This window comes from Aequoribacter sp. (assembly GCF_965659035.1).
Lineage (GTDB): Bacteria > Pseudomonadota > Gammaproteobacteria > Pseudomonadales > Halieaceae > Aequoribacter.
Genome location: NZ_CBFHWH010000027.1, coordinates 1 through 24,964, shown reverse-complemented (window position 1 = coordinate 24,964; position 24,964 = coordinate 1). Strand labels below are relative to the sequence as shown.

Genomic DNA, 24,964 nt, shown 5'->3' with positions numbered 1-24,964 from the left:
CTGATAACTCGCCGAGTTCACTAAACGACGACCATTCAACAAGACTAAGGTGTTACCGGTGCCTAGGTTACGAAGGTTAAAGGCGCCAACATCACCACGGGCAGAGTTAACGCCACCTGAAATATTCTCCGCCTCATTAAAAAAGTTCTGTCCATTCTCAGGGATCAACTGCAGTAGTTCATCGCCTGAATCGACACCCATGACTTCGATATCATCTGCGCTGACCACCGTCACCGCCAGCGCCTCGGTAATACTGGCACCTTTAATTTGAGATCCAACCACTACAATTTCTTCTAATGCCTGTTGCCCCTGCCCCTCATCGTCTTGCGCAGACGCGTAAAAAGGCGCAATCGCCAGCACAGCGCCACCTGCCGCGGGCAGCACCCAGCGATGCAAGGCCTGATTAACTGCTAAAGCCATCTTATTTTTCATGCTGCTTCTCCATTGTTGTTGTATTGGAGCGTGACACTCCTACTAGAACAACGCGCAGATACAAAAAAACCACTAAACAAATTTGAGAAGAAAGCTTTTTTAGGGTTTGGGCTGCCGAAAACCAAGGACATTACGGTCGAGCGCGGAAACCGAACCGCGCACAAATCACATACGTTAGTAAAAAAGTGAGACAACGAATGGCGTCTTAGCATCGGCAACGAATGCCAAGTAAGTCATGTTACGCTATGACCTAACAGAGCTATGAAGAGGCTAACCTAACCGTTTGACTTGCTGGCTGTTGGCGCTTGGCGCAACGAGACGCCTAGTGATGAATTGTCGACAAAATCGCATCCCGTTAGAAATATGATTTTCTACCGTATTGACACTCACACCCAGTTTTTCGGCAATCTCTTTCTGCGAGTATCCCTCGATTTTGCGAAAAACAAACACGTTTCGACACACAGGAGGCAACTCGTTAATCGCTTCGAGCAATAAGACTTCGAACTGCTTCGTCTCGTGACTCTCTGCCTCGTCCACCACTGACCGCATTCGCTCAAGGGGTTCTAACAGGTGAACGGCCTCTCGATGCACCTTCTCATGACGTAATCGGCTAATCGCAATGTTACGTGCTGTGCGAAACCAGTAGGGCTTCTGAGCGTCTTTTTCCAGGCTATACAGACAGGACCAGACCTTTAAGCTCGCTTCTTGAACCACCTCCTCAGCTTCCGCGTGCGGTAACATCCTAAGCAAAGCGCGCATCAGCGAGCCGCTATGTTCTGTTACCACTTGCTCGAAGTGTCGTTCTAGCTCTTCATGATGAGGGGTCATCACACTGCCTGTTAAATTATTGTGCTTTAACCGTAGCAGAGACTGAAGGCAAAGCCAAATTTTGCCCCGCTCGAGCCCCACGGTAACGCCCCGCCTCAATGACAGGTTCACCCGCAAGAAACAGCCACTGAACTCCGGGGGTTAATGTATTCCAAGCTTGAAAGGTAGCAGCATCGCGATACTCGTCAGGATCAAAGACCACCACATCACTCACCATCCCATCTGCCAACAGTCCTCGATCGCTCAAACCCAAAATCTGAGCTGGTAGCGCCGCACTGCGTTGAACAAACTGGGGGAGCGAGAGCACGCGTTGTTTAACGACATACTGATTATATTTGCGCGGAAAACTCGCGTACTTGCGAGGATGCCCATCGGTGCCATCCGACGACGTTGCAACCCAAGGCCGACTCATGAAATTGGCAATATCGGACTCCGACATATTGAACGACACCACTCTTGGGGGCGATTCTTGCAACAATTTAAGTGCGGTCTGGGCTTCTGTCATATCCCATTGTTGAGCGACCTCGCTCAATCTTAACCCCTCAATCTGAGGGTTGTCCGTTGCCACCAGCATGAGCGTTTGGCCGCCCCCTCGACGCGCGATACCTTGCTCTAAATCTGCCAGCACAGCTTCGGTGTTTTGGGCGTCAAGCAAACGGGTTCGCCACTGAGAGCGTGAGCCCGCCAGCCATTCGGCCGACAAAATCGCATTTTTCAGTTGCGTGGATGAGGCTACCCAAGGGTATTGATCCGCCGTGATCTTAATACCTTCTTTCTGAGCGCTCTCAATGAGCTCTATGACTCGAGCACTGCCCCCCCAGACATCTCGGCCCAACACCTTGATATGAGCAATATGCATTGACGCACCCGACTGGCGCCCAATCTCGATCATCTCTTCTATCGCAGCAAAAACACCCAATCCGCGAGAACTTTCAGAACGAATGTGCGCCTCACAAATCCTGTTCCATGTAGCTGCAATTCGACAAAGTTGCGCAACCTCGGAGGTTGGCGCGTAATTACCTGGAGTGTAAAAAAGCCCCAGCGACAACCCCGCAGCCCCCTTTGCAAAGGCAGACGCCAACATTGCCTCCATTGCTTGCAGCTCGGATTCTGTAGCCTCGCGATTCTCATTACCCATTACGGCTCGCCGCAAGGCCCCATGCCCAACAAACTGAATCACGTGTGTTCCAGTTCGGTTAGCAGCGAGTCGTTCGAAGCGCAAATCTATATTGGGCGTGCCGTCGCCATCGTTCCCAATGGCGAGCGTCGTTACCCCTTGAGTTAAATAATTAAGAACATGGTTCTTGTCATCGCTCAGCAAGTCAGCGCGAGCGTGCGTATGAGGATCAACAAATCCTGGCGCAACCACAAGCCCGCTGGCATCAATGATACGTCTTGCTTCCGGCAGGTCTTGGTCTGCGCCAAACAGACGCAAGCGGCCATCAATAGAGGCCACCGCGACGTTCTGCTCGGGACCACCACTACCGTCAATAACGCGACCATTCACTAGCAACCAATCCAGTGTTTCAGCGAACGCTGAACTCAACGGCAACGTCGTCAGGCCCAGCGCTAGAGCATTAAAGAAGAGTCGTCGTACACGCTTATTCATACCAAGATTCCTCACTGAGCCACGCCTGCATAAAGCTTTCTGCTGACCGCCGAGCATACTCTTGAATACGCGATATGGGGGCCTCATCTCCAATTTCGTAGGTGGTTGCAGGGATTTTGTACTCCTCAAAAAAATAAGACTTTGAGGTTGGACTGTCGGGGTTATGAGAGCTTTTGCGATTGAGTTCAAAGTCGGACTCAACTTCTCGCATCGACAGCTCAAAGGCGTCGAGCCAGGCACGAGTCATCTCTGGACGCAAGGTATAGTCACTGTCTCTCTGCGTATAAAACACATCGTACCAAGTCGAGTGAAAATCGAGCATATAACCTAGTTTCAAATTTTTGGCGGTCACCAAGCGAGCAATATCTTGGTTGACCTGCATGGACTCTGGTTGCTCAAAAGGCCCCCAATCGCGATTTAAATCTTTACCACCAAGGTTGTGGCGCCAGTGGCCGTGCTGCACCCCATCTCTATTAATGAAGGGATAGATCACGACACCCACTCGGTTTAAAAATTTTTGAGAGAGCTCATCACCCGCGAACAAACGATTCACGAACGCCATCATAGCAATCGCGCCTGTTGTTTCTGGTGGATGCTGACGCCCTAGAACAACCAGCAACTCAGTTTGCTCATCAAGAGCCAGCAAGCGCGACAAGTCTCGTCCCTCAAGACTTTTCCCGATAACAGAATATTCTGGGGTTGCGCTGCTTGTCAGAGTATCCCACCATTTTCGGTAAGCATCTATCCCAAGTAAGGGCTGTGCAGCGACCCAGGTCATGCCGTCCTTAATCGGCACCGAAAAGGCGACGTACGATTTATCGTCAGCTACAATCAATCGATCCACTGGATACTCAACCCATTTAAAACCATCCGAACTCAATTTTGGTGTATAGCGATGCGTTCCGTCCTGGTACTCCAACTTAATATCTACGCGATCCAAATGGGCAGATTCCACTTTAAACGCGTACCACGGGCTATTATTGATCGGGGTATTTTCAGGTTTTATGGTCAAGCGCACAGCCGCTTCACCTGCCTTCTCACACGTTGCGGCAGCTCCACCTTCAAAATCAGTAAAAATACTAAAGCCTTTAAATTCGCACAAAGCATCAGCAAACGCTAAGGTCGGCCCTAATAGCGCTGTCAGCGCCAATATTGCTAAACGTGAAACCATGAGCATCCCCTTTTTATGTACAGACGTTATAAACTCAGATAGCCAATAGTACAAGCAGCACAGGACTAGTGGGAAAGAAGTCGTCAAACGTTTAATAAGATTGCGCCCAACAAGGATTTAACAATGTCTCAAGCTCTCTCGATCGCGGTTATTGAAGGGGATGGAATCGGAAAAGAGGTCATTCCCGCCGGAGTCGAGGTCCTAGAAGCCGCGGCTAAACTCTACAATTTCGAGCTCTCAATCGACTTCAAACCATGGGGAGGCTGCGACTACTACGCCAAGACGGGTTCGATGATGCCCGAAGATTGGAAACAAGATTTACAAGATTACGATGCCATATTCTTGGGCGCTGTTGGCTGGCCAGAGATCGTGCCAGACCATATCTCACTGTGGGGGTCGCTACTGAAGATACGCCGCGAGTTCGACCAATACGTCAATTTACGACCGGTGAAGTTATTTGACGGGGTGCGTTGCCCGCTCGCCAATAGATCCAGTAAAGACATCGACTTTTGGATTGTCCGCGAGAATACCGAGGGCGAATACACCGACATTGGCGGCGTCATGTTTGCGGGTACAGAGCGCGAACTTGTACTGCAACAAAGCGTTCACACTCGCTATGGCTCTGACCGGGTACTTCATTATGCGCTGCGCCTAGCACAACAAACCGAGCGCAAACATCTTACCGTAGCAACTAAATCCAACGGTCTCGCTGTCAGCATGCCCTGGTGGGACGAACGCGCCAAAACGCTGGCAATGGACTACCCAGAAGTATCGATGGAGACGCAGCACATCGATGCGCTGTGCGCACGTTTCGTGCTCGCACCCGAGCGGCTAGACGTCGTCATCGGCCCCAATTTATTTGGCGACATTTTGTCGGATTTAGGTCCAGCTTGTGCTGGCACCTTAGGTATCGCACCCTCAGCAAACCTGAATCCGGAAGGCACTTTTCCCTCACTTTTCGAGCCTGTTCATGGTTCGGCGCCCGACATCGCAGGCCAAAATATCGCCAACCCTATCGGAGCCATTTGGTCTGCAGCCATGCTGCTTGAATACAGCCGCAACACTACCGAACCCCATCATCAAGGGGCTGCGAGCATTATGCGAGCCATCCAAACTACCCTTGCAGGCAATACGCTCACGAAAGACTTAGGCGGCAATGCATCGACCCAGGAGCTAACTCGAGTACTCATCGGCTACCTCGAATGAAGCCGCTAAAGTGTGCTATGCCGCCTAGACCAACCCTGTCTTTTAGGCAGTCAAGGTCAGGAACAACCCGTAGGCACTACCCAGCAGACAAATCACGGTCGCTAATAGACCGATACTGAACCCGAGTTCACGTTTACTGGGCTCTTTATAGTATCCCAAGGCGTATAGCACTCGACCTATGGGGTAAAACACACCAACGCTGGCAGCTGCCAGATCAGAGACGGTCAAGGCAAACAGCCACAGCGCTGGTAAGAATAAAATCAAACCTTCAATCGTATTTAGGTGCACTCGTACTGCCCACGCGAAGGGCTCTGGGCCCGTCATTTCAGGAACTTTTACCCCATGCTTCCCACGGGCGACACCGACCATCGCAGTTACCCAGAACAACACGAACAAGCACAATAAGGTCACCAGACCACTTAACGGATACATGAACATAGTTTTAGCCCTGTTATTTTCGTTAGATTGTATAGAGTGCAACTATATCTGCTAAAAAAGCAAGCGTCGGGCAGACCGCTCACACACCATCATTCAACTCATCAAGGTTTCTGTTAGACTACACTCACGCCTAGGCATTTATTAAATAACATTTAGTAGTATGCCTATCAATTCATATGTGCTCGCTTATGCTCGGGGGATCCAGGTTCATGTTAGTCGGCGCCTTGGCACTGGTTCTTATTTTAATCGCCCTGTTAGTCTATCTCATCGTATCGCGAACTTCACGAGAGTCAGCAGCACGCGCAAAAGCGAATGCTAAACGAAAGCAAGCACGACCTATTGCCTCGAGTCGAGTCTCCAGCGGTGTCTTCGAGGTAGGCGGTCGTGAAGCTCAAAACACCCCCGAGCCAGCACCGCAAGCCCCCCCCCCAGCTACAAGACTTTACGCTGTTTACGATCGATAACATCGAGCTTAAAGAACGCCAAACCATACAAGCGATTTATGAAGCCATGCCGCCCCCTCACCCCATTCAGACACAGCTGATCGGCGGCTTAGATACACCGGAAGAGCTAAAAGAAACTGTTGTACTTGACGCAGGGCTCACAGCGGCAGTACTAAGAACCGTCAACTCGGCTGCGTTTGGCCTGTCCTCGCCCATCACCAGTGTGCAGCACGCGATTACGTATCTAGGTGTTACAGCTGTAAAAGGACTGGTCACGCAAGCCGCCTTTTCTGAGCGTTCGCCAACTGGGACCCCGCAACAACAGGCAAGCCTGGACAGGATTTGGAAGGCGGCTCGCTATTCCGGCGCCTTTGCGCAAATGATAGGACAAGAATTTGCGCTACCACGATTATCCGTGGTTGCTACTAGCGCGCTGCTCGCTAATTTAGGCGACGTGGCGCTAGCGACTACGACCAATGACGCTCTGGGGAATTTCGAGGACAACGGCACGCTACTAAACCGAGCCAAACAGCAGCAAGAAAAGTTTGGTTTCAACAGTTTTATTGTCGGTGGCGCACTTGCCAAGCACTGGGGCTTGCCACCCGAGCTTGCGCACTCTATTGCATCATCAGGTTTGTTACTGACCACCGCTCCGCGAGACTACCCTCTGCCCATAGAAACTCTGCAACAAAAACTGATTATCTACACCGCGTGCCGCATTGGCGATGCAATCGCGTACCGCAAAATTGATGATATTGATGATTTTGGGATAGACGACAGCAACAACTGCGACCTCTTTTGGTGGCGTCAATACGTAGATGCTGGGAATCTGTCACGTCTGAGAGAGTTGTTCAAGGACGCAGGGTTTAAGCGTAAAGCAAATCGTCTGATCAACACCCTAGGTTAGCAAGAAACTGGGCCCGCCGCATTTGCGGCAGACCAAGTCACCAACTTAAGCTGTCGCCTCTTCGATTCCTAAGGCCTGCAGAGCAAACTTTTTCGCCGTCTTGTAATCGGCTTTACCGTTCACAGCTCGCGGGACGGTCTCCACCCAGACGTAATGCCTGGGCGCTTTATAATCGGCAATGAGACCTCGTACGTGAGCTTTAAGGTCAGCCGCATCCTGCGCGCCTGCTGGTGCCGAGTACACCGCGGTAACAGCTTGCCCGAACTTGTCATCTGGGACTCCCACAACAAGGCAGTCATAGATTGCGACATGGGCTTTCATAGCCTCTTCGACCTCTTCGGGATAAATCTTCTCGCCACCACTGTTGATACAGATGGAACCGCGACCAATCAGCGTAATTGTTCCATCAGCTTCGACCGTCGCGTAGTCACCCGGTACCGAGTAGCGCACGCCATCAAACTCTTTAAAGGTCGCCGCACTCTTAACAGGGTCTTTGTAATAGCCGACCGGTACCAGAGCGGCACTGCAAACCAACCCCATCTCGCCAGAACCCGGAGTTACCGGAGTACCATCTTCTTTAATGACCTTGGCAAAAGGCGACAGTTCGAACTTAGCGGTTTTGTAATCGTTAACGTTTTCACGATTCGTAATACTGGTGGCAAAACTACCCTCGCTAGCACCCATGCTATCGACGATATTGGCATCCATATGGCGCAACAAGCCCTGTTTTACTGCAGCCGAAAACATCACTCCAGACGAGCCAATCAAACGAACCGAACTCAGTTCCATGGGCGAGCCTTCCGCATCGGCCTTATCCAGGGCATCAACAATTGGCTTGGCGAAGGCATCACCGACAATGACCAATTCCTGTACACGCTCGCGCTCCACTAAACGCATGAGGTCTGTCGCGTCAAATGTCTGGTTGTAGTACAGCACCGCTGCAGCGCCTAATGAGTGCGGGATAAACACACCGATCCACATGCCCGTACCATGCATCAAGGGGCAAGCAGGTAAGCTCCGCGATAGCGCTCCCTGCTCAGCAAACGCCTTGATACTGGCGGCCAAATCGGCGGGCGTCTCGGGCGGAGGCAACGCCCTGAAGGCGCAGGCCATAGTCGCGAGCACCTTGGCAAAGCCGCCCTGCTCGTACATAACCCCCTTCGGATTACCCGTTGTACCACCGGTGTAAAGCATGTAAATATCGCTGGCGTCACGCTCAATGCGTGGCATTACTGAACCCGACGTCGCCTGCTCAAAGCTTATCGCGTTGGGCAGCACTGGTGTGCCTGGAGGATCAATCTCAACAAACACTTTAACCGCAGGGATGTCGCCTAAAATCGCTTCAAGTCGCGCGGCAAAGGCAGACTCATAGACCACCGCTTCGGCATCGCTGTTGTCAATGATGTACGCAAGCTCGGTCTCCAAATAGCGGTAATTCACATTAACGGGACACAAACGTGCCTTCAAGGCACCAAACTGAGCAATCAGGTACTCGGCTCGGTTATACGAGTAAATGGCAACTTTCGAACCGGGCTCTAAACCGGCATCGACAAACGTTTGCGCCATACGCGCAGCGGCTTGATCGTATTCTTGCCAGCTTAAATTAAGCGTATCGCTAATAATGGCGGGCTCAGACGGGATAGCGTCTGCGACAACCTCCCACACATTGGCTAAGTTCCAAACGCTTCCTGACTTCATTGTGACCTCTTATTGTTGTTTACCGCTTACGACCGCTTTATAGAGTACCAAAGCAACGATCAATGAGTAGGTCAAGACTAGACGGCTTGCGGGGCAATTTCAATGGCGCATGCGAGAGTAGCAGAATCTGTGGCGGGGCACTTATAGCAGCGACTGCAGGCGTTTAGCGAAAAGACTGAAAAATGGCGGAGCGGACGGGACTCGAACCCGCGACCCCCGGCGTGACAGGCCGGTATTCTAACCAACTGAACTACCGCTCCAGGTAGACGCTGCTAAACGCAACGGTTGTTTTTTCGGATCCAATTTCATGAAGAAATTGGTGGGTGGTGACGGGATCGAACCGCCGACCCTCTGCTTGTAAGGCAGATGCTCTCCCAGCTGAGCTAACCACCCCTAGCCGAGAAGGCGCATTATAGAGAGTTACATTTTAGTGTCAACGCACAATCTCAGTTTTTTTTAAGTTTTTTCCACTCGACTCATGCAGCCCAAAAATGCCTGGCGACTTCTATGTATCGCGACTAAAGAATCCAAGTTTCAGCCAGGTGTATATCGTATCTCCGATCTCTAATGGGTACACTTAGCGAATGATAATCGAGTCGAGATCAAACCCTATGCAAATCTATAAAGACTTCCACTTTGAAGCAGCGCACCGGCTTCCAAACGTGCCAGAAGGTCACAAGTGCGCGCGTCTGCATGGTCATTCCTTTCAACTTAGAATCACGGTAGCGGGAGACGCCCCACCCCCGATGAATTGGATCATGGACTTTGGCGATCTGAAAAAGGTCGTAAACCCCATCATTGACCAACTTGACCACTACTACCTAAACGACATTCCTGGGTTAGAAAACCCCACCAGCGAGCGGCTGTGTGAATGGCTGTGGGAAAAACTCTCACCGAGCTTGCCTCAATTGTATTCAATCGAGCTCAAAGAGACCTGTACGTCCGGCTGTCTTTACATGGGCCCGAACGCAGCCGACTAGCGGATTAACCGCGTGGTTTAACCTGTCGGCTTCGCGCAAACTGCGTGCTGCCACTATGCAAACGTGTTTTTTTTGTGCACTCCTACTGATTGCGTCGCGCTAGGATCTCCTAGCGTTACCGAGGGTTACCAAAAGTAGCAAGTCAAGTTTTTTATACACAATTCCTCGACAGGGTCACAAAAACGTCATGTTAGCGAATAAACCCAACCAAACACTCTAGGTAGTTGTCATAAGCTATTGTTTTTAATTGCTTTTTAAGTATTGTACAAAAAATAAGCAATTTAAGTAGGATCTTAAGATCACTGAGCTGGAGGCCCGATTAAACAAATTACCCACCAACTTATCCACAGATTCTGTGGAAAAAAAAGATGGGAATTAAACGCAGAACTGCCTTGACATAAGACGAAAAATTGGGCTTTCTGCACCCCAAATTTTCTGCTGCGGCTAAAGCTGCAATTCACATAAAACCCCTAGCGGTCGAATCCGAAAGGTCTTAAAAAATAATGCAGCACTCCCATCAGTTCTTCAAACTTCTGGGCATGAGGCCAATGCCCGGTTCCCTTCAAGGTCACAACACGACTGTTTGAGAACAGCGATTTAATTGCGGCTCGCCCCTCTCTATCAATATAGCTGGAGAGCTCTCCAGCGATAAACAGACTCGGTGTTTCGCTGACGTCGCTGGCTGCGGGCGCCGCTAATAAAGCACCATAATTGTCTCGCAAGGCTTGCCAATCGAACTTCCACCCAAAGCGGCCATCGACACCCTTGTGCAGCTGAGTGGTTAAAAAATCGATGGTCATCTTGTCCGTCAGCGTTTTGGCCAAACAATCACGGACTGCCTGTCGTGACATTAATGCCGTTTCGGCCACCTGTTCTATGGCCCTAAACACTGCTTGATGCGAGGGAGCATAAGCCACCGGAGCAATATCTAGCACTACCAGCGCCCTACTTTGCAGCCCGGATAAAACGGCGCTCATGGCCACCTTTCCGCCCAGGGAATGCCCGATGACGACAGGCTCAGCAATTAAATTATCGTGCAAAAAAGCCTTCACAGACCGAGCCATGGCCTCAACAGAATCGGCCTTAACCCTTTGAGACTTCCCGTGCGAAGGCAGATCGACGCTGTAAACGGTGTACGATTGCGCTAAATCATTTGCCACTGCCCGCATATTTGACCCGCTTGCGAACAAACCGTGGAGTATCACCAAGGGCGGGCCCGAACCGCGAACATCAGCCAACAGACAATTTTGGGAAGAAGATTCAACAGCCATAGTTTTTTTTGCTAAAGTCTCGGGTTTTACACACTAAGAAGTCTACTATGAATCTGACGACAACGTTACGCTGCATTAAAACTCTTACACTGGGGGTGTGCGCGACTTGGCTTATCGCCTGTAGCTCAGGGCCGAGCTACAACCCTACCACCTTCAACTCCCAGTACGATAAAGCCGTCGTAGATGCTGCCGAGGTTAAAAACGTGATTATCACGCACGTCAACATTAGCGGCCCATCACGCTCCTACCTAGAGCGGCACGAAGCCCGCATCGACGCTAAACTCTCACAGCGTTTAAAAGAAGCCGGCTATAAAGTCCTTCCGCAACGCTTATTCACCCAAGAATGGAATACCGCGATTCGGGCGTTCGGCGACCCGTTTGACCCGACCACCGGACGGGTCAATATGAAGACCTTTGTTCTGATTATGAACTCGATCAAGGATCAGCTGGTAAGCAAATCCAGTGTAGATGCCTTTATATTCACTGATTTAATCGAGCATCAAACAGCGTTCAACAACGGCATGAACCATGAGGCGCGCTGGGATGGCGTGAGCCGCAAGCCGAGTTTGCAAGGACCGGGCACCAGTATTCCCGCCGGCTTTGATTGGAATCAACTCGCGTCGGTTGTCAGTTTGCAAATCGTAATGTTCGATCGCAACCTAGAACGCATTTTCTTAGGCAGAGGCGGTATCGACGCGATTGATGCCATCGATGCTCGCTCTGGAACGCGCTTTGAGCGTCGTCGCAATCTTTTGGAGAGCGACAAGTACATTGCCGAAGGCATAGACCTTGCACTACACCCGTGGGTACCGATGCAAAACTGGCCGGGTTCGCAGCCTTAAAACCCCAGAACCGAAAAGCCGCGTTCGTAGCACCACATCGCGGCAACACCGCCCATCGTGTAGATCGCGATGGGCTCCAAGCGAGTCCGCCAAGCCGTCAAGTATCGCCGCACCAAAAAGCCTGTCGCCAGCACGAGCAAAATAAACGCAATTTGGCCGAGCTCGATTCCGATGTTGAAGGACAGCAAGGCCAAAGGGACCTGTCCTTGGGGCAGACCGACTTCACCCAGCGCGCCGGCAAATCCCATGCCGTGTAGCAAACCAAATCCCAGGGCAACAGCCCAAGGGAAACGAGCAAACCACCCAGGCTTGGCTGCATTAACCTCCAGCGCCAGTACAAGTATACTCAGCGCAATCAAGAATTCGACCAAGGCAACGGGGTAATCAAACACACCAAGCGTCACCATCGCCAAGGTGACGCTGTGCCCCACGGTAAAGGAAGTTACGGTGACCAGCAAAGATCGAAACCCAACAACTAGCAGCACTAGGCCGAGCACAAAAAGCAAGTGGTCAGGTCCCGCCCAGATGTGCTCCGCGCCCATAACGATGTAGCTACCGAACACACCACCAGCTGTCGGCGCTGATGGAATAGTGACAGTGTCAACCTCGGTGTTCAGCACCTGTTGCCAGCTTCTGCCATCTAGATAGGAGTAGATCAAGATCGCACTTGCCTGATTTTGCGCCAGACCATCCACACCGACTAATGCACCAATAAGCCCTTGAGCTAGCGACGAGCAATCCAGCGACCAACGTTTCACCACACCGGTGCCTTCTATTTGCGGCTCGCTTTCCTGCTTAATATCGCATCCTTCAGGCAACGCAGGTCTTAAAGGGACATTTGAAGTCGTTTGGAGCGGGGTCTTCCATAAGACTTCATATTGTGCGTTTTCTCCCTCGTAAATCTGCAAAGATGAGGGGGCGAAACGATGCGCATGCGCCACATTTGGCACCAAAACTAGGGCGAAAATTGCCAATAGCATTCTCATAGTATGATCTCATAATCTTGTCGCAATACGGCTTTGGCGTCGCTAAGTGCCTTGTCACGACGTTCACGCTGAAGCGTTGCTACGATATCTTTCTGCGCCTCGTCTAATGACAAGGTCCTCCCCGCCTCTGCTTCTTGTAACCAAACCAAATGCCAACCAAAGGTTGATGCAATTGGCGCTTGCCATTCGCCAACTCGAGGGGGCAAAGCAAGAAAATTACTGACGAACCCTGCGCCAAACTGACGCGCCAACTGCTCAGCGGTTTGGCGGGTAAAATGATAACCTGGCAAAAACGGTGCGCCGTAGTTCAAGGCCTGATCAAAATCCTGGATTTCCGTACCCAACTTCGCTGCGAGCTGACGCATGTCAGCTTCACGTTCGCGCGGAAAAAAGACGTGGCTAAATGTATAGCGTTCAGGCGCCCAAAATTGCTCCTGATTATTGGTGTAATAATCGCGAATGTCCTGGTCACTCAGGCTTTTTGGCGGACTGCGCAAAAGCAACCATTCCTCTGCCAGTTGAATCAATCTGCGCTTGACCACCTCGTCACCCAAATGCATGCGCATCGCGAGGGCGGACTGAATCTTTTCGGCGTCACTCTGTTCAGCATAAAGCCCCAAAAACTCGACGTTCCGCAATAGGCGCTGAGCTATCACTGGGTCGATCACGTGTAATTCCAGTGCGAGCGCCTTGGCAAACAGTATGTCCCGATCAAGCTCAGCCACCAGCAAGCCTCTGAGCTCAGAGTCAGTCATCTTGCGCCCCATCAAGGCCTGCCACTCATCGACTAGCGCTTTAACACGAGTCTCAGGCAAAGGTCCAATGGTCGGTTTTGGCTCGGGAAACAAGACTTGACTTGCCGCATAAAAAATCGCCCCTAGGACCAAAAACCCCAACGCCCTGGACTGCAATAATTTTTGTATCACGCGTACGATTCCCCACCCAATTTATCCGATTGGGGAGCTTACGAGTTCACTCACACCAGCGCAACTCTTACTCGCAGATGTAGTCGTTAAGACTCGGGGTTAACGGGATCATGCCAAAACCGTCGATTGCGACAGAGCTCTCTGACACATGCACTCGAGCGTCGCCGACCACATCGTTATCGAACAAGTATCGTGTCGGCTGCAAGACTTGAGACATGGCGTCATCGTATGCGAGTGCCTTCGCCTGAACCTGCTCGCGACGAGCTTGGTAATCGAGCCATGCGCCTTTCGTGACGTGAGCACGCATGAACTTATTGGCGTACTCGGGGCTAAGCACTAAGGCTGAAGCGTTATTGCCGCCGAACCCTTTTGAGTTTAGCACCGCAAAATCTAGTGCACCTGAGTCGATGGCTTTGTGTTTTAACACAAACTCAAGGCCTTCGGTTTCCACGTCATCTGCGACAGTTTTTGTGTGTTTAATGCCCGGAATGACCCCGTGTTGCCAAACGCCCAGGGCCGCCACCAACTGATCAGCCGATGCCGCGCCCAAAGAGTGCCCTAGGTAGGTTTTGATGGCTGCCACGGGCCATTGCTGGACACCAAAAGCCTTGGCCACGCGACTCAGTATCATCCCCTCAGTAACGCGATTTTGCGGTGTGCTCGTGCCATGGGCTTGCACCATGCCGCGGTGCCGCACGGATTCTTCTCCCAGCAAACCTTTAGCACTGGCCAACATCTTTGCAACAGTCAGATAATTACCCGCCCCCGGACCCGAGATACTCTTCTTGAATCCATCGGCACACACCTCAACTAAGGGCGTAGCGCCAAAAATTTGCGCACCAGAACGCAAGGCCAGTTCATCCGACATCAACATGATGACTTGTGCTGATTCGCCGATAGTAAAACCACAGTTGTCGCCAAAGGGCCGGCAGATGGAGCGCAAGTCTAGCTGATCGATATCAATTCCATCAATTGCGGCCATGGCGTCTGCAGTCGCAAGCGCCCCCATCGCGGCGTAGCCATCCATGACCTCGGGAACAATCGGCGCATCTGCACCACCGACAAAAGCAATCTGAGCACGCCCCGACTGGATATCCTCGATACCCGTGCGCAAATTGTATAAAAATGAGGCACACGCGCCGAGGGTTGCACCTGTCCGCCCCATATGCCCCAGCACATACGCGTTGATAAAGTCAGCGGGCATCTCAGCCAGTGACAAGGGGCAATGTTTTGACGTCACACGAGCACCACGCGCGCGGGCTGACAACATGCCACCACCGCCATCATAGTCAAGCTGACCCATCGCGCTACCGACATACACACTGACTTGGTCAGCTCCAACTAAACGCTGCAAAGTAGGCCAATCTAAACCCGAGTAAGCCAGCGCATCGGAGGCAGCGAAGAGTGACATTTGTAAGCCCTTGGGATGACTTCTTGACGCGTACAAACTCGATGGATCGAAACCGTCGGGCAACATACCGGCGGTCTTGACTGGGAATTCACGTGTTGCTGGTACGAGCAAGCTTTGCTCCCCGACCAACGTGACTTGAACTTTATCGTCGATTTCTGCTACCACATGCCACTGCGCGGGAAGAGGGTTTGGCAGTCGCTTTGCGTGGATCCAGAAGCTCGACTCACCCGCTTGAGCATCAATGCGAACGGGCGCATTCCATGATAGCGCGGCAGGATCAAAATACTCTCGAGTAATACCGCGTATCATCGTACCTGCGTCAATGGCACCTTCGTTGGGTGTACTCATCCCCATTAAGGTCGCCATCGCCTGAAGGTTTTTGTCACGATCGGCGGCGCTAAGCTCAGAGCGCACCATACTCATATAAGATTGAAAGCCCGAGCTTCGCCCTGCTGCACTAATACCACCAAAACCCACAATCACGGGTAGCGCTCGTCTCGCCATGGAATAACACCTTAACGCAAAAGATAGCGCATTCTAAGGCTTGTTCATCGCCATGATTTATGCGAAATTAGCCAAAATTTTATCAAAAAACGTCATGATAACCGTATCAGCCCTGCTCACGCCGCAAAGCCTGGCGTCAAGTTTCACACTACCGCTCGAAATATGGATGGCGGCAGGACAAGTACAGCAGGGCTTAACTCGATCATCAGAACTGCAGGTTCGAACCTGCACCGTGGGCTTCGATGCACAACCAATCACCCTCAGTGGTGGCATCACCATCACCCCCGATTACTGTCTCGAGACAGCACCGAAATCCGATATCTGGATCCTACCGGCCCAGTGGCGCAACCCTCTAAAGCTTAAACAGCATAGTCAGCGACTTGCTCCGCTAATACGGCGTGCCCTAACCGAACAGTCCGTAGTTTGCAGTGTTGGCACAGCCAGTTTCCTGCTCGCTGACATGGGTTTATTGAATGCGCGACCAGCAACAACCCATTGGGCATACTTAGATTTATTCCAAGCTAACTACCCCAAAGTCCATCTAAAACGTGGTCACCTAATTACTCAAAGCCAAAATTTGTTCTGCGTTGGCAGCGTCAACTCAATTGCCGACCTTATGGTGCACCTCATAGAGCAAAAATTGGGCATTAGAGTTGCTCAGGCGGTGGAACAACAGTTTTCCCCCGAAATTCGACGTAAATTCGAAGCTGCGGCTTATCAAGATCAAAGCGGAACAGCACATCACGACGAATTAATTTTAGAAGCCCAAATCTGGCTCGATGCGCGATCACGCCAAGATATCACGGTAAATCAACTGGCCGCCGACATGCGGATTAGCGTTCGCAATTTAAACCGACGATTCAAACTCGCGACCGGAACAACACCAGCGGGATATCACAAAAGGCGGCGCTTGGAAGAAGCGAAAAGTTTGCTCAAAAATTCCAATGCCCCGCTCGGTGATTTATCCTGGCGCTTGGGGTTCAGTGACCCCGCTCAATTCAGCCGCTGGTTTAAAGGCATGTGTCATCTTACGCCCTCTCGCTACCGCCAGGCATCGCGAGGAAAGCTATTCACGCATACGCTGTAAAATTCAGTGATAACATTGAGTCACTTGCCGGTCTGTGGCTAAATGGCGGGCTCTTGTGATTACATCTAGACAGGCATTTATTATGACTCGAGAAAATATTGTCATCGTTGACGGCGCACGCACGCCTATGGGCGGCTTGAGCGGCGCCTTATCGACTGTTACAGCCCCAGAACTTGCAAGCACTGCGATACGCAAAGTATTAGACCGCAGCGGTATTGACCCGAGTCTCATTGAAGAAGTTTTCATGGGCTGCGTTTTACCTGCGGGTCTCAAGCAAGGTCCCGCTCGGCAAGCCGCACGTGGTGCGGGTATCCCCGACTCAGCGGGTGCCGTGACTTTGAACAAACTGTGCGGCTCGGGCATGCAAGCGACAATTTTTGCGGTTGATTCCATCGCCTCCGGCACTAACTCGATTGCCATGGCCGGTGGCATGGAAAGCATGACAAACGCACCCTATGTCATGCCGGGTGCTCGCTCAGGCCTACGCATGGGCCACAAACAAATTTTTGATCACATGTTCCTCGACGGTCTTGAAGACGCCTACGAAGGCCGAGCCATGGGGACCTTTGCCCAAGCCACGGCCGATGCCTACGGCATCACCCGAGAAGCAATGGATGCCTTCGCAATCGAGTCCCTAACGCGCGCAAAAAACGCAATTGACAACGGTTCACTGGTTGACGAAATGGCGCCTGTCACCGTTTCCAGTCGCGCAGGCGATGTGCTAGTCAGCGATGACGAACAGCCCCACAAAGCCAAAGTCGATAAAATTCCAAGCCTGCGCCCAGCGTTTGCGAAAGATGGCACAATCACCGCCGCCAATTCGAGTTCGATTTCAGATGGCGCATCCGCCCTGCTACTGATGACCGAATCAAAGGCTCAAGAACTTGGCTTGAAGCCATTGGCGCGAGTCGTTGGACACGCTCGTCACTCGCAACACCCATCGGAATTTACCCTCGCGCCGATAGGTGCTCTCAGCAAATTGTTTACCAAGATCAATTGGCGTCCCGAGGACGTCGATTTGTTTGAGATCAACGAGGCTTTCGCCATGGTCACTATGCTTGCGATGCGTGAAATGGAACTACCCCACGACAAAGTAAACGTACATGGCGGTGCATGCGCCCAAGGACACCCCATCGGCTCTACCGGATCACGCATTATCGTGACTCTCATGCACGCACTAAAAAATCAAGGCAAGCAACGCGGAGTCGCAGCACTGTGTATTGGTGGTGGTGAAGCAACAGCATTTGCAATCGAGATGATTGCGTAATCGGAGACTAACGTGCCCACAAGCAGCATTCCGGAAATCATCGAAGATATCCGCCAAGGTAAGATGGTCATCCTAATGGATGATGAAGATCGCGAGAATGAGGGCGATTTAATCATCGCCGCGGAAGCGGTGACTCCCGAAATCATCAATTTTTTCGCGTCTGAGGCCTGCGGATTGATTTGTATGCCCATGACAGCCGAGCGTGCCGCGCGCTTGAACATCCCCCTGATGGTGAAAAACAATCGTTCACAGCACGAAACGAATTTCACGGTCTCCATCGACGCCGCGGAGAGACTTGGCCCCGGAATCTCTGCTGTACAACGAGCTCATACGATCAAAGTCGCGAGTTCAAGTGATGTCAAGGCATCTGACTTGGTGCAACCCGGCCACATCTTTCCGCTCATTGCCAAACCAGGCGGCGTTTTACGACGCGCTGGGCATACCGAGGCTGGAGTCGATCTAGCAAGGATGGCCGGTTTTGAGCCCGCGGCAGTTATCGTTGAAATCATGAACGAAGATGGCACCATGGCACGGCGTCCTCAACTCGAGGAATACGCAGAGAAATGGGGCCTAAAGATGGGCACCATCGCCGATCTAATAGAGTACCGCGCCCTGCACGAACACTCGATAGAGTTATCAGCTCAGCGTGACATCGAAACAGAATTTGGCGCCTTTACGCTCTTCGTGTTTAAAGACACTATTGATAACGTGCTGCATTACGCTTTGCGTAAAGGAGCGATCACTCACGAACCAACGCTTGTGCGTGTACAAGCCATTAATACCTTGCGAGACCTCATCGGCACACAGTTACCCGATCATGCCAGAGGCTGGTCCTATCGCAAGTGTTTGCAAAGAATTGCCGATGAAGGCTCAGGCGTTTTGGTGCTACTGGACGAACAAGCGTCTCCAGAGCGGGTAATTGAAGATATCATTTTGTACCCAGACGCGCGACCGGCAGCATCCTACGACGAAAGCGGACGTCAAAACTATCGTCTAATTGGTACTGGTGGGCAGATCTTGAAGCACTTGGGAGTGACCAGAATGCGCGCGATGTCCGCCCCAGTTCATTACAACGCGCTGTCAGGATTCAACCTTGAAGTGGTGGAATTCGTCGAGGCCAATCAATAGGCATGGCCGCGTTCGAGCACTATTTACTCGAGCAACTCAGCGAGAAGTATAGGCCGCTCAACGCCGCATTTGTCTCGGTCTTGGGCGGCATTGAGATTATCTATTCTCCCGGAAATTGGTGTAGCTATACCCTGCTCGCTTTTGGTGTCGGTTTTGTCCTAATAGGACTCCTTAAGGTCTCGGCAAAAATACGCGTAAGTCTGATGAGCCTACTCTTTGCTCACACCTTGGGAGTGGCTCTAATCTGCCAATTGAACGCGGTGGTGCTCAGTATTTTAGTGTTGATCATACTCACCCAAGTACTTAGCCTGCTGGGCCCAAAACAAGGCCTGCCCTTGTTAGCTGTTAGCGCCCTGCTGTCGATCGCGTCAGTCTACGGATTGCATTGGATGGGTTTAACACCGAATTTAGATACCCAAGCGATAGTCGATACGTCACATTTCTCGATGACCCACCAGTGGATTAGCGCAGTATGTGCGTTTGTTTATGTTGCCGTTATTGCGGTCTCGCACGAAGCGGTTATCCGTGAGCATTTCATTCGGCAAATGCGTGCACTGTCGAAGAGCGCGGAAACACTACAAACCCGCTTAAGTACACTAGAAAAAGATCACTACGAATTATTCAGAAAAATACCGTCTATGACGTTGATGTGCGATCAAGATAATAACATTGTCGTTGCCAGCGATTCGTTTTTACGTGCCACTGGGTACGTGCTTGAAGATCTGCTGCAAAAAAAACTCGGCCAGCTGTTTGCCGCCCAAGATCAAGTGCGCGAAAGCACATGGGCAGAGACTTTGCAACGTACCGGCCGCACCAACTGCCAAACGAAACTGTTAACCGCAAAAGGTGAGGCTTTGCATGTTCACTGTGCTATGAGCCTCAGCAAACTGCAATCGACTCAAAGCACAGCGTATCTCTTGGTGATTTCGTAAGTGCTCGTCTATCGAGCGGGTGACAAGATCGCTGGATAGCGCTCGATCGGTGAAGCATTGGTCAACGGGCTCCTCTTGTTTAGGATCACCAAAGGGCAGGCCAAACATGAGCCTGCCGTCATCAAGGCTATCAAGCATTACCTTGCAGTCGGCAGAAATTAGCTTTCTGGTGACAATCGATTTACACTTTGCTAATTAACGACCGGTCTTCGACTTACCCCTCTAATGACTTTAAGCCGCGCTATTATCAGACCCATCCTGCTTGCTTGTATCGGCATAGCACTCAGCGCAGCCACACTCTTCAAACTGTATTTCGATCGCAGTTTGATTTCATCAACAAATAACGAGCTCAGATATCAAGAGTCAATCGTTCAGAGCATTAAATCTGAGGCAACGCTGACGGCGCTACCACGTTCACCAGACGCCTATCAGGACCATATCAACGCGCTACAAACTAAAATTCAGCTTCTGGTCAATACGGCAGATTTCTGCTGTATCCCCGAAGCTGTGCAAGTTCAAGATTCACTCAGTCGTCTATTACCTGTCAACGTGAGCGATAGACTGCAAAATAATCAACTCACATCGCTCGTTGACGCAGTGAGTGGTGATGTCGATGCCTTAATCCAGAGTGTGGTAATCAAACGAGCTGCCATTAGCCAACAACTGCAACGCAAAGACCTAAGAGTTCAGCAAGGCCTTATTCTCGCTGCCACGGTGAGTGTGATTTCAGTTTTAGTCGCGTGGTGGTGGATACGACGCTTATTATTAACCCATCGCAATCGGTTAAACCATCAAATTCAGACGCTCAGCAGCACGCAGAGGGCGACGACAAAGTCTTCATCGCCGCTAGCCTTTGAGTTCGAGGAAACCCTTAATCTCGTCAGCAATCTACTCCAACAAGAAAATCAAGCGTTGCATCAACAATTCGACAACGCCAGAGCCCAAGAGCTGGCGACTCGTTCGGTCCTTGAGACCAGTATTGACGAAGCCATCAAATTAATCGACACATTGAATGCGCCGATTTTTGCGGTCTCCAGAGAGGGTAGCATTACGCTCTGGAATAAAACGGTTGAAGCCGCAACGGGACTCGGTGCCGATACGGTCTTTGGCCAGAATTTTTTGGATGTACTAGGACAGGTTTCGGACACTCAGCAGATCCGATACGCTTTTGAGGCAGCTCAGTCCGGGCGAAAATCGCGGGGCATAGAGCTCAACATTGCGCAACGACGCTCAGTGCCTCTAGCAACCATTTTCAGCGTCGCACCAATGGCAGGAACATCACCGACACAACGAGGGGTGATTTTCTTTGGGCAGGACATCACCGCCCTAAAACAAGCCAACACCGAAATTTCTGCGTCGGCGACTAAGCTGCAACTCTCACTGGATCGACTAGACGTCGTCTTACACTCGGCCAACGCGATCGTGTGGGATTGGAATCTAAGTTCGCAGGACCTAGAGTTTATCGGTCAAAGCCGAGACACATTGGCACTCGATTTTGCTAAGCAGCCGATGTCGACACTTGCAGACTTAAAAAGTCTGATACACGCAGAGGAACTCGATGCGTTTGAACGCGCTATCGCGCGACACATCAGCAAAGACAAGCCACTTGAAATGCACTGTCGACTGCGACAAAAGGACGGTGGGTATCGCTGGTTCTTATTAAATGGTCAGCTCCTGACAAGCGGCCAATCCGGAAATCAGCACATTGTGGGCTCCTTGCTAGACATGAATGATCGAATCGAGCAAGAACACCAAATCTGGCGCATGGCACACCTCGATGCGCTCACCCAGCTGCCTAACCGCTCGCTGTTTAATCAACGTTTTGAAGAAAAGCTTAACGGTAAAAATAAACGCCCCGAGCCCTTCTCGGTGGCGATTCTTGATATCAACGATTTTAAACAAATCAACGATGCACGCGGGCATGTCGCAGGTGATCGCTTATTGACAGAGTTTGCCGAGTTACTGCAGGCACACATAACCGCAGACGACAGCCTAGTTGCTCGATTAGGTGGCGATGAATTTGCCATGTTAATAAGCCCAGCGCTTTCCGATGAGGACTTCCAAATACTCTCCGACAAACTGATCAATGACGCGCGGCAAATCGTTTACACAGACAGTGGCGATCGCGGCGTTCAATTCAGTCTTGGCATGGCGAGATATCCTGAGCATGGTATTTCGATGGAGGATTTGCTTCGCGCCGCAGACACCGCTATGTATCGCGCCAAGCGCGACAAAATAACTGGCAGCCGCTTCCAGTTATTTCATGCGGGTATGGACGAGATCCGAATTCAAAGGGCGCAACTCAGGGACTTGGTCGCTCAAGCGCTGGAGAATGACGAGTTTAGGCTCATGTACCAACCCATCGTTGCTTTGGGGTCAGGCGACGTTGTCAGCGCCGAGGCTCTGCTTCGCTGGCCATCCGGACCGGGTGTCGCCATTCCCGACATCATCAGCGTCGCTGAAGATTCAGGTTTGATCCTAAAACTCAGCGAAATTATTTTTGATCAGGCTTTTTCACTCCTAGCGCGTCTACAGGACCTCGGGCTCAAACAAACCATTGCCGTGAATTTATCGGGCGTACAGTTCCGCTATCAAGACATCGCTGCTATTCTGACAAACTATGCCAGAGCACACGGCGCAGACACCCACCGCTTAATTATCGAAATCACCGAATCGGTTTTCTTAGATAATATTGAAAAAACTCAAAAAACCATTCGGGAGTTATCACAACACGGAGTTCGCGTTGCGATTGATGACTTCGGCACGGGCTATTCCAGTCTGGCCTACCTACAAAAGTTAACGGTCGATTGGATTAAAGTCGATCAATCTTTTATTACCGACATCAATGAATCCAACCCGAACTACCAAATTGTTAACGCCATTGTGCAAATGGGGCAAGCTCTGAATATGGGCTTAGTGGCTGAAGGGGTCGAAAATCTGGCAGAGCTCGAGCAGCTGGCCGAGATGGGTTGTGAGCGCGTTCAGGGTTACTATTTCTCTAAACCCTTGAGCGATAGCGATTTTATTGCGTTCGCGTCAATACCAAATCATCCGTGGCAAATTATCGTACCTGAGCCCAAGGTGCTGGCTTAGCGGGCGCACCAAACGTCCCACACTAGGCTCTAATGACACAGCCACTATTGGTACAGCAGTTTTACCGATACAGTCCCCGATAGTTGACCCAGGGCCGACAACAGTTCATCACTCGGATGGATCCGATAAGCCTCTCCCAGGACAATCACGCTTGACGCATCGTGACGCTGGTAATCTATAACAACAGGGCACGCCCCCCCAATCGACGGGTTGAGTACCTGCGCCAGTTGCTCAACTAACGCCAAGTCTGATTTGCCGTTCAAAGTTATCCGCAACTCGCTCGCATAAGCACCCCTAGCTTCATCCAGCGACAAAATTCGGTTGGCGCGCATAGACAGACCACCAGAGTAGTCATCATGTGCCACACCGCCTTCCATCACAATCAAAGTATCTTTGGTAAGTGCTTCTCGAGAGGCCTGAAAGGCCTCGGCATAAACTGTCGCTTCAATGCGCGCCGAGCGATCATCTAAGGTCACAATCGCCATCGTATCGCCACGCTTCGTTTTCATTGTTCTAACCGCAACTATCAGACCTACGATGCGCTGACTACTTTTTCCATCAGCCCGTAGATCAGCGATTTTAGTTGGCACAAATTGGCGAATCTCGCGTTCATAGTCGTCAATGGGGTGACCCGTGACATACAAACCCAGCGTATCTTTCTCGCCGCTAAGACGCTCACGCCCGCTCCAAGGACGCGCCGATCTAAACGCTGCATAGACGTTGCCATCAGCAGTAGGCGCTGAGGGCATGACCTCGCCGAATAGATCATCGATACCAGAGGCTGTATTACTCGCTTTTTGTTCCGCCGCTTTGACCGCATCGTCAACGGCAGCCATAAGCACCCAACGAGGTTCTGACAGTGAGTCAAAGGCACCAGCTCGCACTAAAGCTTCAATGGCACGTTTGTTCAAAAGACGGCGATCAGTGCGCGCACAGAAATCGAATAAATCCCTAAAGGGACCATTCGCATCTCGCTCGCGCAAAATAGCCTCTACGGGGCCCTCACCCAAGCCTTTTATCGCACCCAAACCGTACACAATTTCACCGAGATCATTCACGGTAAATGCGTAGCGACCTTCATTGACATCGGGTAATTTCAGGGGCAAGCCCATGGCGCGACATTCTTCAATAAAAATAACGATCTTATCGGTGTTTTGAAGTTCCGAGCTCATAACGGCCGCCATGAACTCGGCCGGGTAATGCACTTTTAGCCATGCGGTTTGATACGACACCAAGGCGTAGGCCGCAGAATGCGATTTGTTGAAGCCATAGCCGGCAAACTTTTCTACCAAATCAAAAATTCGGATGGCAAGTTCTGGATCTATGCCGCGCTCAGCCGCTCCTGACTGAAACACTTCGCGCTGTTTGGCCATTTCTTCGGGCTTCTTTTTCCCCATGGCGCGACGCAACATATCGGCTCCACCCAGTGTGTAACCCGCCAGCACCTGGGCAATCTGCATGACCTGTTCCTGATACAGGATAATGCCATACGTAGGATCCAAAATTGGCTTCAGCGACTCATGTTGGTAATGAGCATCGGGGTAGGCAATGGCTTCGCGGCCGTGTTTGCGGTTAATAAAGTTATCCACCATGCCCGACTGTAGTGGACCCGGTCGAAACAAAGCCACTAACGCGATAATATCCTCGAAATTATCGGGTCTCAGACGCTTGATGAGGTCCTTCATACCTCGAGATTCCAGCTGAAACACAGCCGTTGTGTCAGCCTGCTGCAACAACTGGAATACCACATCGTCGTCCAAGGGTATCTGATTGATATCGAGCGCTTGCTCACCACGAGCAACACG

Annotated in this window: 20 protein-coding genes and 2 tRNA genes; 9 read left to right on the top strand and 13 right to left on the bottom strand. The window is 51.3% G+C overall.

What is annotated here, in order from left to right:
• The 4 genes from ACTF5Z_RS06155 to ACTF5Z_RS06140 form a co-directional block, all read right to left on the bottom strand.
• Positions 1–432, bottom strand: a 432-nt coding sequence (locus ACTF5Z_RS06155; protein WP_438984908.1) for a TonB-dependent receptor plug domain-containing protein, incomplete at its 3' end; no start/stop codon positions are given.
• Between the two features lie 270 nt (positions 433–702).
• Positions 703–1,260, bottom strand: a complete 558-nt coding sequence (locus ACTF5Z_RS06150; protein WP_438984907.1) for an RNA polymerase sigma factor — start codon at positions 1,258–1,260, stop codon at positions 703–705.
• 16 nt (positions 1,261–1,276) lie between these two features.
• Positions 1,277–2,869, bottom strand: a complete 1,593-nt coding sequence (locus ACTF5Z_RS06145; RefSeq protein ID WP_438984906.1) for an N-acyl-D-amino-acid deacylase family protein — start codon at positions 2,867–2,869, stop codon at positions 1,277–1,279.
• Entirely contained in the window at positions 2,862–4,040 is a 1,179-nt protein-coding gene (locus ACTF5Z_RS06140) for a M14 family metallopeptidase (RefSeq protein ID WP_438984905.1), read from the bottom strand. The genes ACTF5Z_RS06145 and ACTF5Z_RS06140 overlap by 8 nt, the downstream gene beginning before the upstream one ends.
• 123 nt (positions 4,041–4,163) lie before the next feature.
• On the opposite strand from ACTF5Z_RS06140, the gene ACTF5Z_RS06135 reads away from it, so the two are divergent.
• Complete coding sequence (locus tag ACTF5Z_RS06135) at positions 4,164–5,246, top strand: tartrate dehydrogenase (RefSeq protein ID WP_438984904.1); 1,083 nt, start codon at positions 4,164–4,166, stop codon at positions 5,244–5,246.
• A 42-nt stretch (positions 5,247–5,288) separates the two neighbouring features.
• On the opposite strand, the gene ACTF5Z_RS06130 is transcribed toward ACTF5Z_RS06135, so the two are convergent.
• Positions 5,289–5,684, bottom strand: coding sequence for an MAPEG family protein (locus tag ACTF5Z_RS06130; RefSeq protein WP_438984903.1), 396 nt, complete (start codon positions 5,682–5,684; stop codon positions 5,289–5,291).
• 384 nt (positions 5,685–6,068) lie between these two features.
• Between ACTF5Z_RS06130 and ACTF5Z_RS06125 the strand changes: the two genes are divergently transcribed.
• Positions 6,069–7,034, top strand: coding sequence for an HDOD domain-containing protein (locus ACTF5Z_RS06125; protein ID WP_438984902.1), 966 nt, complete (start codon positions 6,069–6,071; stop codon positions 7,032–7,034).
• A gap of 45 nt (positions 7,035–7,079) precedes the next feature.
• On the opposite strand, the gene ACTF5Z_RS06120 is transcribed toward ACTF5Z_RS06125, so the two are convergent.
• From ACTF5Z_RS06120 to ACTF5Z_RS06110, 3 genes are all read right to left on the bottom strand, one after another.
• Positions 7,080–8,732, bottom strand: coding sequence for an AMP-binding protein (locus ACTF5Z_RS06120; RefSeq protein ID WP_438984901.1), 1,653 nt, complete (start codon positions 8,730–8,732; stop codon positions 7,080–7,082).
• A 183-nt stretch (positions 8,733–8,915) separates the two neighbouring features.
• Positions 8,916–8,992, bottom strand: a tRNA-Asp gene (locus tag ACTF5Z_RS06115).
• Positions 8,993–9,049: 57 nt separating this feature from the next.
• Positions 9,050–9,125, bottom strand: a tRNA-Val gene (locus ACTF5Z_RS06110).
• Positions 9,126–9,343: 218 nt separating this feature from the next.
• Between ACTF5Z_RS06110 and queD the strand changes: the two genes are divergently transcribed.
• On the top strand, positions 9,344–9,712 hold the full coding sequence (queD, locus tag ACTF5Z_RS06105; RefSeq protein ID WP_423848953.1) for a 6-carboxytetrahydropterin synthase QueD: 369 nt from the start codon (positions 9,344–9,346) through the stop codon (positions 9,710–9,712).
• Between the two features lie 470 nt (positions 9,713–10,182).
• Here queD and ACTF5Z_RS06100 read toward each other — a convergent pair whose 3' ends face one another.
• Positions 10,183–10,983: an alpha/beta fold hydrolase gene (locus ACTF5Z_RS06100; protein ID WP_438984900.1), complete on the bottom strand. Its 801-nt coding sequence runs from the start codon at positions 10,981–10,983 to the stop codon at positions 10,183–10,185.
• A 47-nt stretch (positions 10,984–11,030) separates the two neighbouring features.
• On the opposite strand from ACTF5Z_RS06100, the gene ACTF5Z_RS06095 reads away from it, so the two are divergent.
• Positions 11,031–11,825, top strand: coding sequence for a hypothetical protein (locus tag ACTF5Z_RS06095; protein ID WP_438984899.1), 795 nt, complete (start codon positions 11,031–11,033; stop codon positions 11,823–11,825).
• On the opposite strand, the gene ACTF5Z_RS06090 is transcribed toward ACTF5Z_RS06095, so the two are convergent.
• The 3 genes from ACTF5Z_RS06090 to ACTF5Z_RS06080 form a co-directional block, all read right to left on the bottom strand.
• Positions 11,822–12,811, bottom strand: coding sequence for a HupE/UreJ family protein (locus tag ACTF5Z_RS06090; RefSeq protein ID WP_438984898.1), 990 nt, complete (start codon positions 12,809–12,811; stop codon positions 11,822–11,824). The two genes, ACTF5Z_RS06095 and ACTF5Z_RS06090, sit on opposite strands and share 4 nt — an antisense overlap.
• Positions 12,808–13,737 (bottom strand): peptidyl-prolyl cis-trans isomerase, encoded by a 930-nt coding sequence (locus ACTF5Z_RS06085; protein WP_438984897.1) that lies wholly within the window; start codon positions 13,735–13,737, stop codon positions 12,808–12,810. Before ACTF5Z_RS06085 ends, ACTF5Z_RS06090 begins: the two co-directional genes overlap by 4 nt.
• A 67-nt stretch (positions 13,738–13,804) precedes the next feature.
• Positions 13,805–15,652, bottom strand: coding sequence for a beta-ketoacyl synthase (locus ACTF5Z_RS06080; RefSeq protein ID WP_438984896.1), 1,848 nt, complete (start codon positions 15,650–15,652; stop codon positions 13,805–13,807).
• A gap of 52 nt (positions 15,653–15,704) precedes the next feature.
• Here ACTF5Z_RS06080 and ACTF5Z_RS06075 point away from each other — a divergent pair, with 52 nt between their 5' ends.
• The 5 genes from ACTF5Z_RS06075 to ACTF5Z_RS06055 all read left to right on the top strand — a co-directional run bounded on the left by ACTF5Z_RS06075 (position 15,705) and on the right by ACTF5Z_RS06055 (position 23,159).
• Entirely contained in the window at positions 15,705–16,739 is a 1,035-nt protein-coding gene (locus ACTF5Z_RS06075) for a GlxA family transcriptional regulator (protein ID WP_438984895.1), read from the top strand.
• An 82-nt stretch (positions 16,740–16,821) separates the two neighbouring features.
• On the top strand, positions 16,822–18,006 hold the full coding sequence (locus tag ACTF5Z_RS06070) for an acetyl-CoA C-acyltransferase (protein WP_438984894.1): 1,185 nt from the start codon (positions 16,822–16,824) through the stop codon (positions 18,004–18,006).
• Positions 18,007–18,018: 12 nt separating this feature from the next.
• Complete coding sequence (gene ribB / locus ACTF5Z_RS06065; protein WP_438984893.1) at positions 18,019–19,134, top strand: 3,4-dihydroxy-2-butanone-4-phosphate synthase; 1,116 nt, start codon at positions 18,019–18,021, stop codon at positions 19,132–19,134.
• Positions 19,135–19,136: 2 nt separating this feature from the next.
• Positions 19,137–20,066, top strand: a complete 930-nt coding sequence (locus ACTF5Z_RS06060; protein ID WP_438984892.1) for a PAS domain-containing protein — start codon at positions 19,137–19,139, stop codon at positions 20,064–20,066.
• Between the two features lie 225 nt (positions 20,067–20,291).
• The gene (locus tag ACTF5Z_RS06055) at positions 20,292–23,159 is read left to right on the top strand and encodes an EAL domain-containing protein (RefSeq protein WP_438984891.1); all 2,868 of its coding nucleotides are present in this window, start codon (positions 20,292–20,294) and stop codon (positions 23,157–23,159) included.
• A gap of 44 nt (positions 23,160–23,203) precedes the next feature.
• Here the strand turns inward: ACTF5Z_RS06055 and dnaE are convergent.
• On the bottom strand, positions 23,204–24,964 hold a 1,761-nt coding region (gene dnaE, locus ACTF5Z_RS06050; RefSeq protein WP_438984890.1), incomplete at its 5' end, for a DNA polymerase III subunit alpha.

Excerpts from the sequence above, each read along its gene's own strand:
- ACTF5Z_RS06145 (WP_438984906.1), bottom strand. The coding sequence starts at position 2,869 with ATGAATAAGCGTGTACGACGACTCTTCTTTAATGCTCTAGCGCTGGGC.
- ACTF5Z_RS06100 (WP_438984900.1), bottom strand. The coding sequence starts at position 10,983 with ATGGCTGTTGAATCTTCTTCCCAAAATTGTCTGTTGGCTGATGTTCGC.
- ACTF5Z_RS06120 (WP_438984901.1), bottom strand. The coding sequence starts at position 8,732 with ATGAAGTCAGGAAGCGTTTGGAACTTAGCCAATGTGTGGGAGGTTGTC.
- ACTF5Z_RS06090 (WP_438984898.1), bottom strand. The coding sequence starts at position 12,811 with ATGAGAATGCTATTGGCAATTTTCGCCCTAGTTTTGGTGCCAAATGTG.
- ACTF5Z_RS06130 (WP_438984903.1), bottom strand. The coding sequence starts at position 5,684 with ATGTTCATGTATCCGTTAAGTGGTCTGGTGACCTTATTGTGCTTGTTC.
- ACTF5Z_RS06075 (WP_438984895.1), top strand. The coding sequence starts at position 15,705 with ATGATTTATGCGAAATTAGCCAAAATTTTATCAAAAAACGTCATGATA.
- ACTF5Z_RS06150 (WP_438984907.1), bottom strand. The coding sequence starts at position 1,260 with ATGACCCCTCATCATGAAGAGCTAGAACGACACTTCGAGCAAGTGGTA.
- ACTF5Z_RS06080 (WP_438984896.1), bottom strand. The coding sequence starts at position 15,652 with ATGGCGAGACGAGCGCTACCCGTGATTGTGGGTTTTGGTGGTATTAGT.
- ACTF5Z_RS06095 (WP_438984899.1), top strand. The coding sequence starts at position 11,031 with ATGAATCTGACGACAACGTTACGCTGCATTAAAACTCTTACACTGGGG.
- ACTF5Z_RS06060 (WP_438984892.1), top strand. The coding sequence starts at position 19,137 with ATGGCCGCGTTCGAGCACTATTTACTCGAGCAACTCAGCGAGAAGTAT.
- ACTF5Z_RS06140 (WP_438984905.1), bottom strand. The coding sequence starts at position 4,040 with ATGGTTTCACGTTTAGCAATATTGGCGCTGACAGCGCTATTAGGGCCG.
- ACTF5Z_RS06070 (WP_438984894.1), top strand. The coding sequence starts at position 16,822 with ATGACTCGAGAAAATATTGTCATCGTTGACGGCGCACGCACGCCTATG.
- queD (WP_423848953.1), top strand. The coding sequence starts at position 9,344 with ATGCAAATCTATAAAGACTTCCACTTTGAAGCAGCGCACCGGCTTCCA.
- ACTF5Z_RS06135 (WP_438984904.1), top strand. The coding sequence starts at position 4,164 with ATGTCTCAAGCTCTCTCGATCGCGGTTATTGAAGGGGATGGAATCGGA.
- ACTF5Z_RS06055 (WP_438984891.1), top strand. The coding sequence starts at position 20,292 with ATGACTTTAAGCCGCGCTATTATCAGACCCATCCTGCTTGCTTGTATC.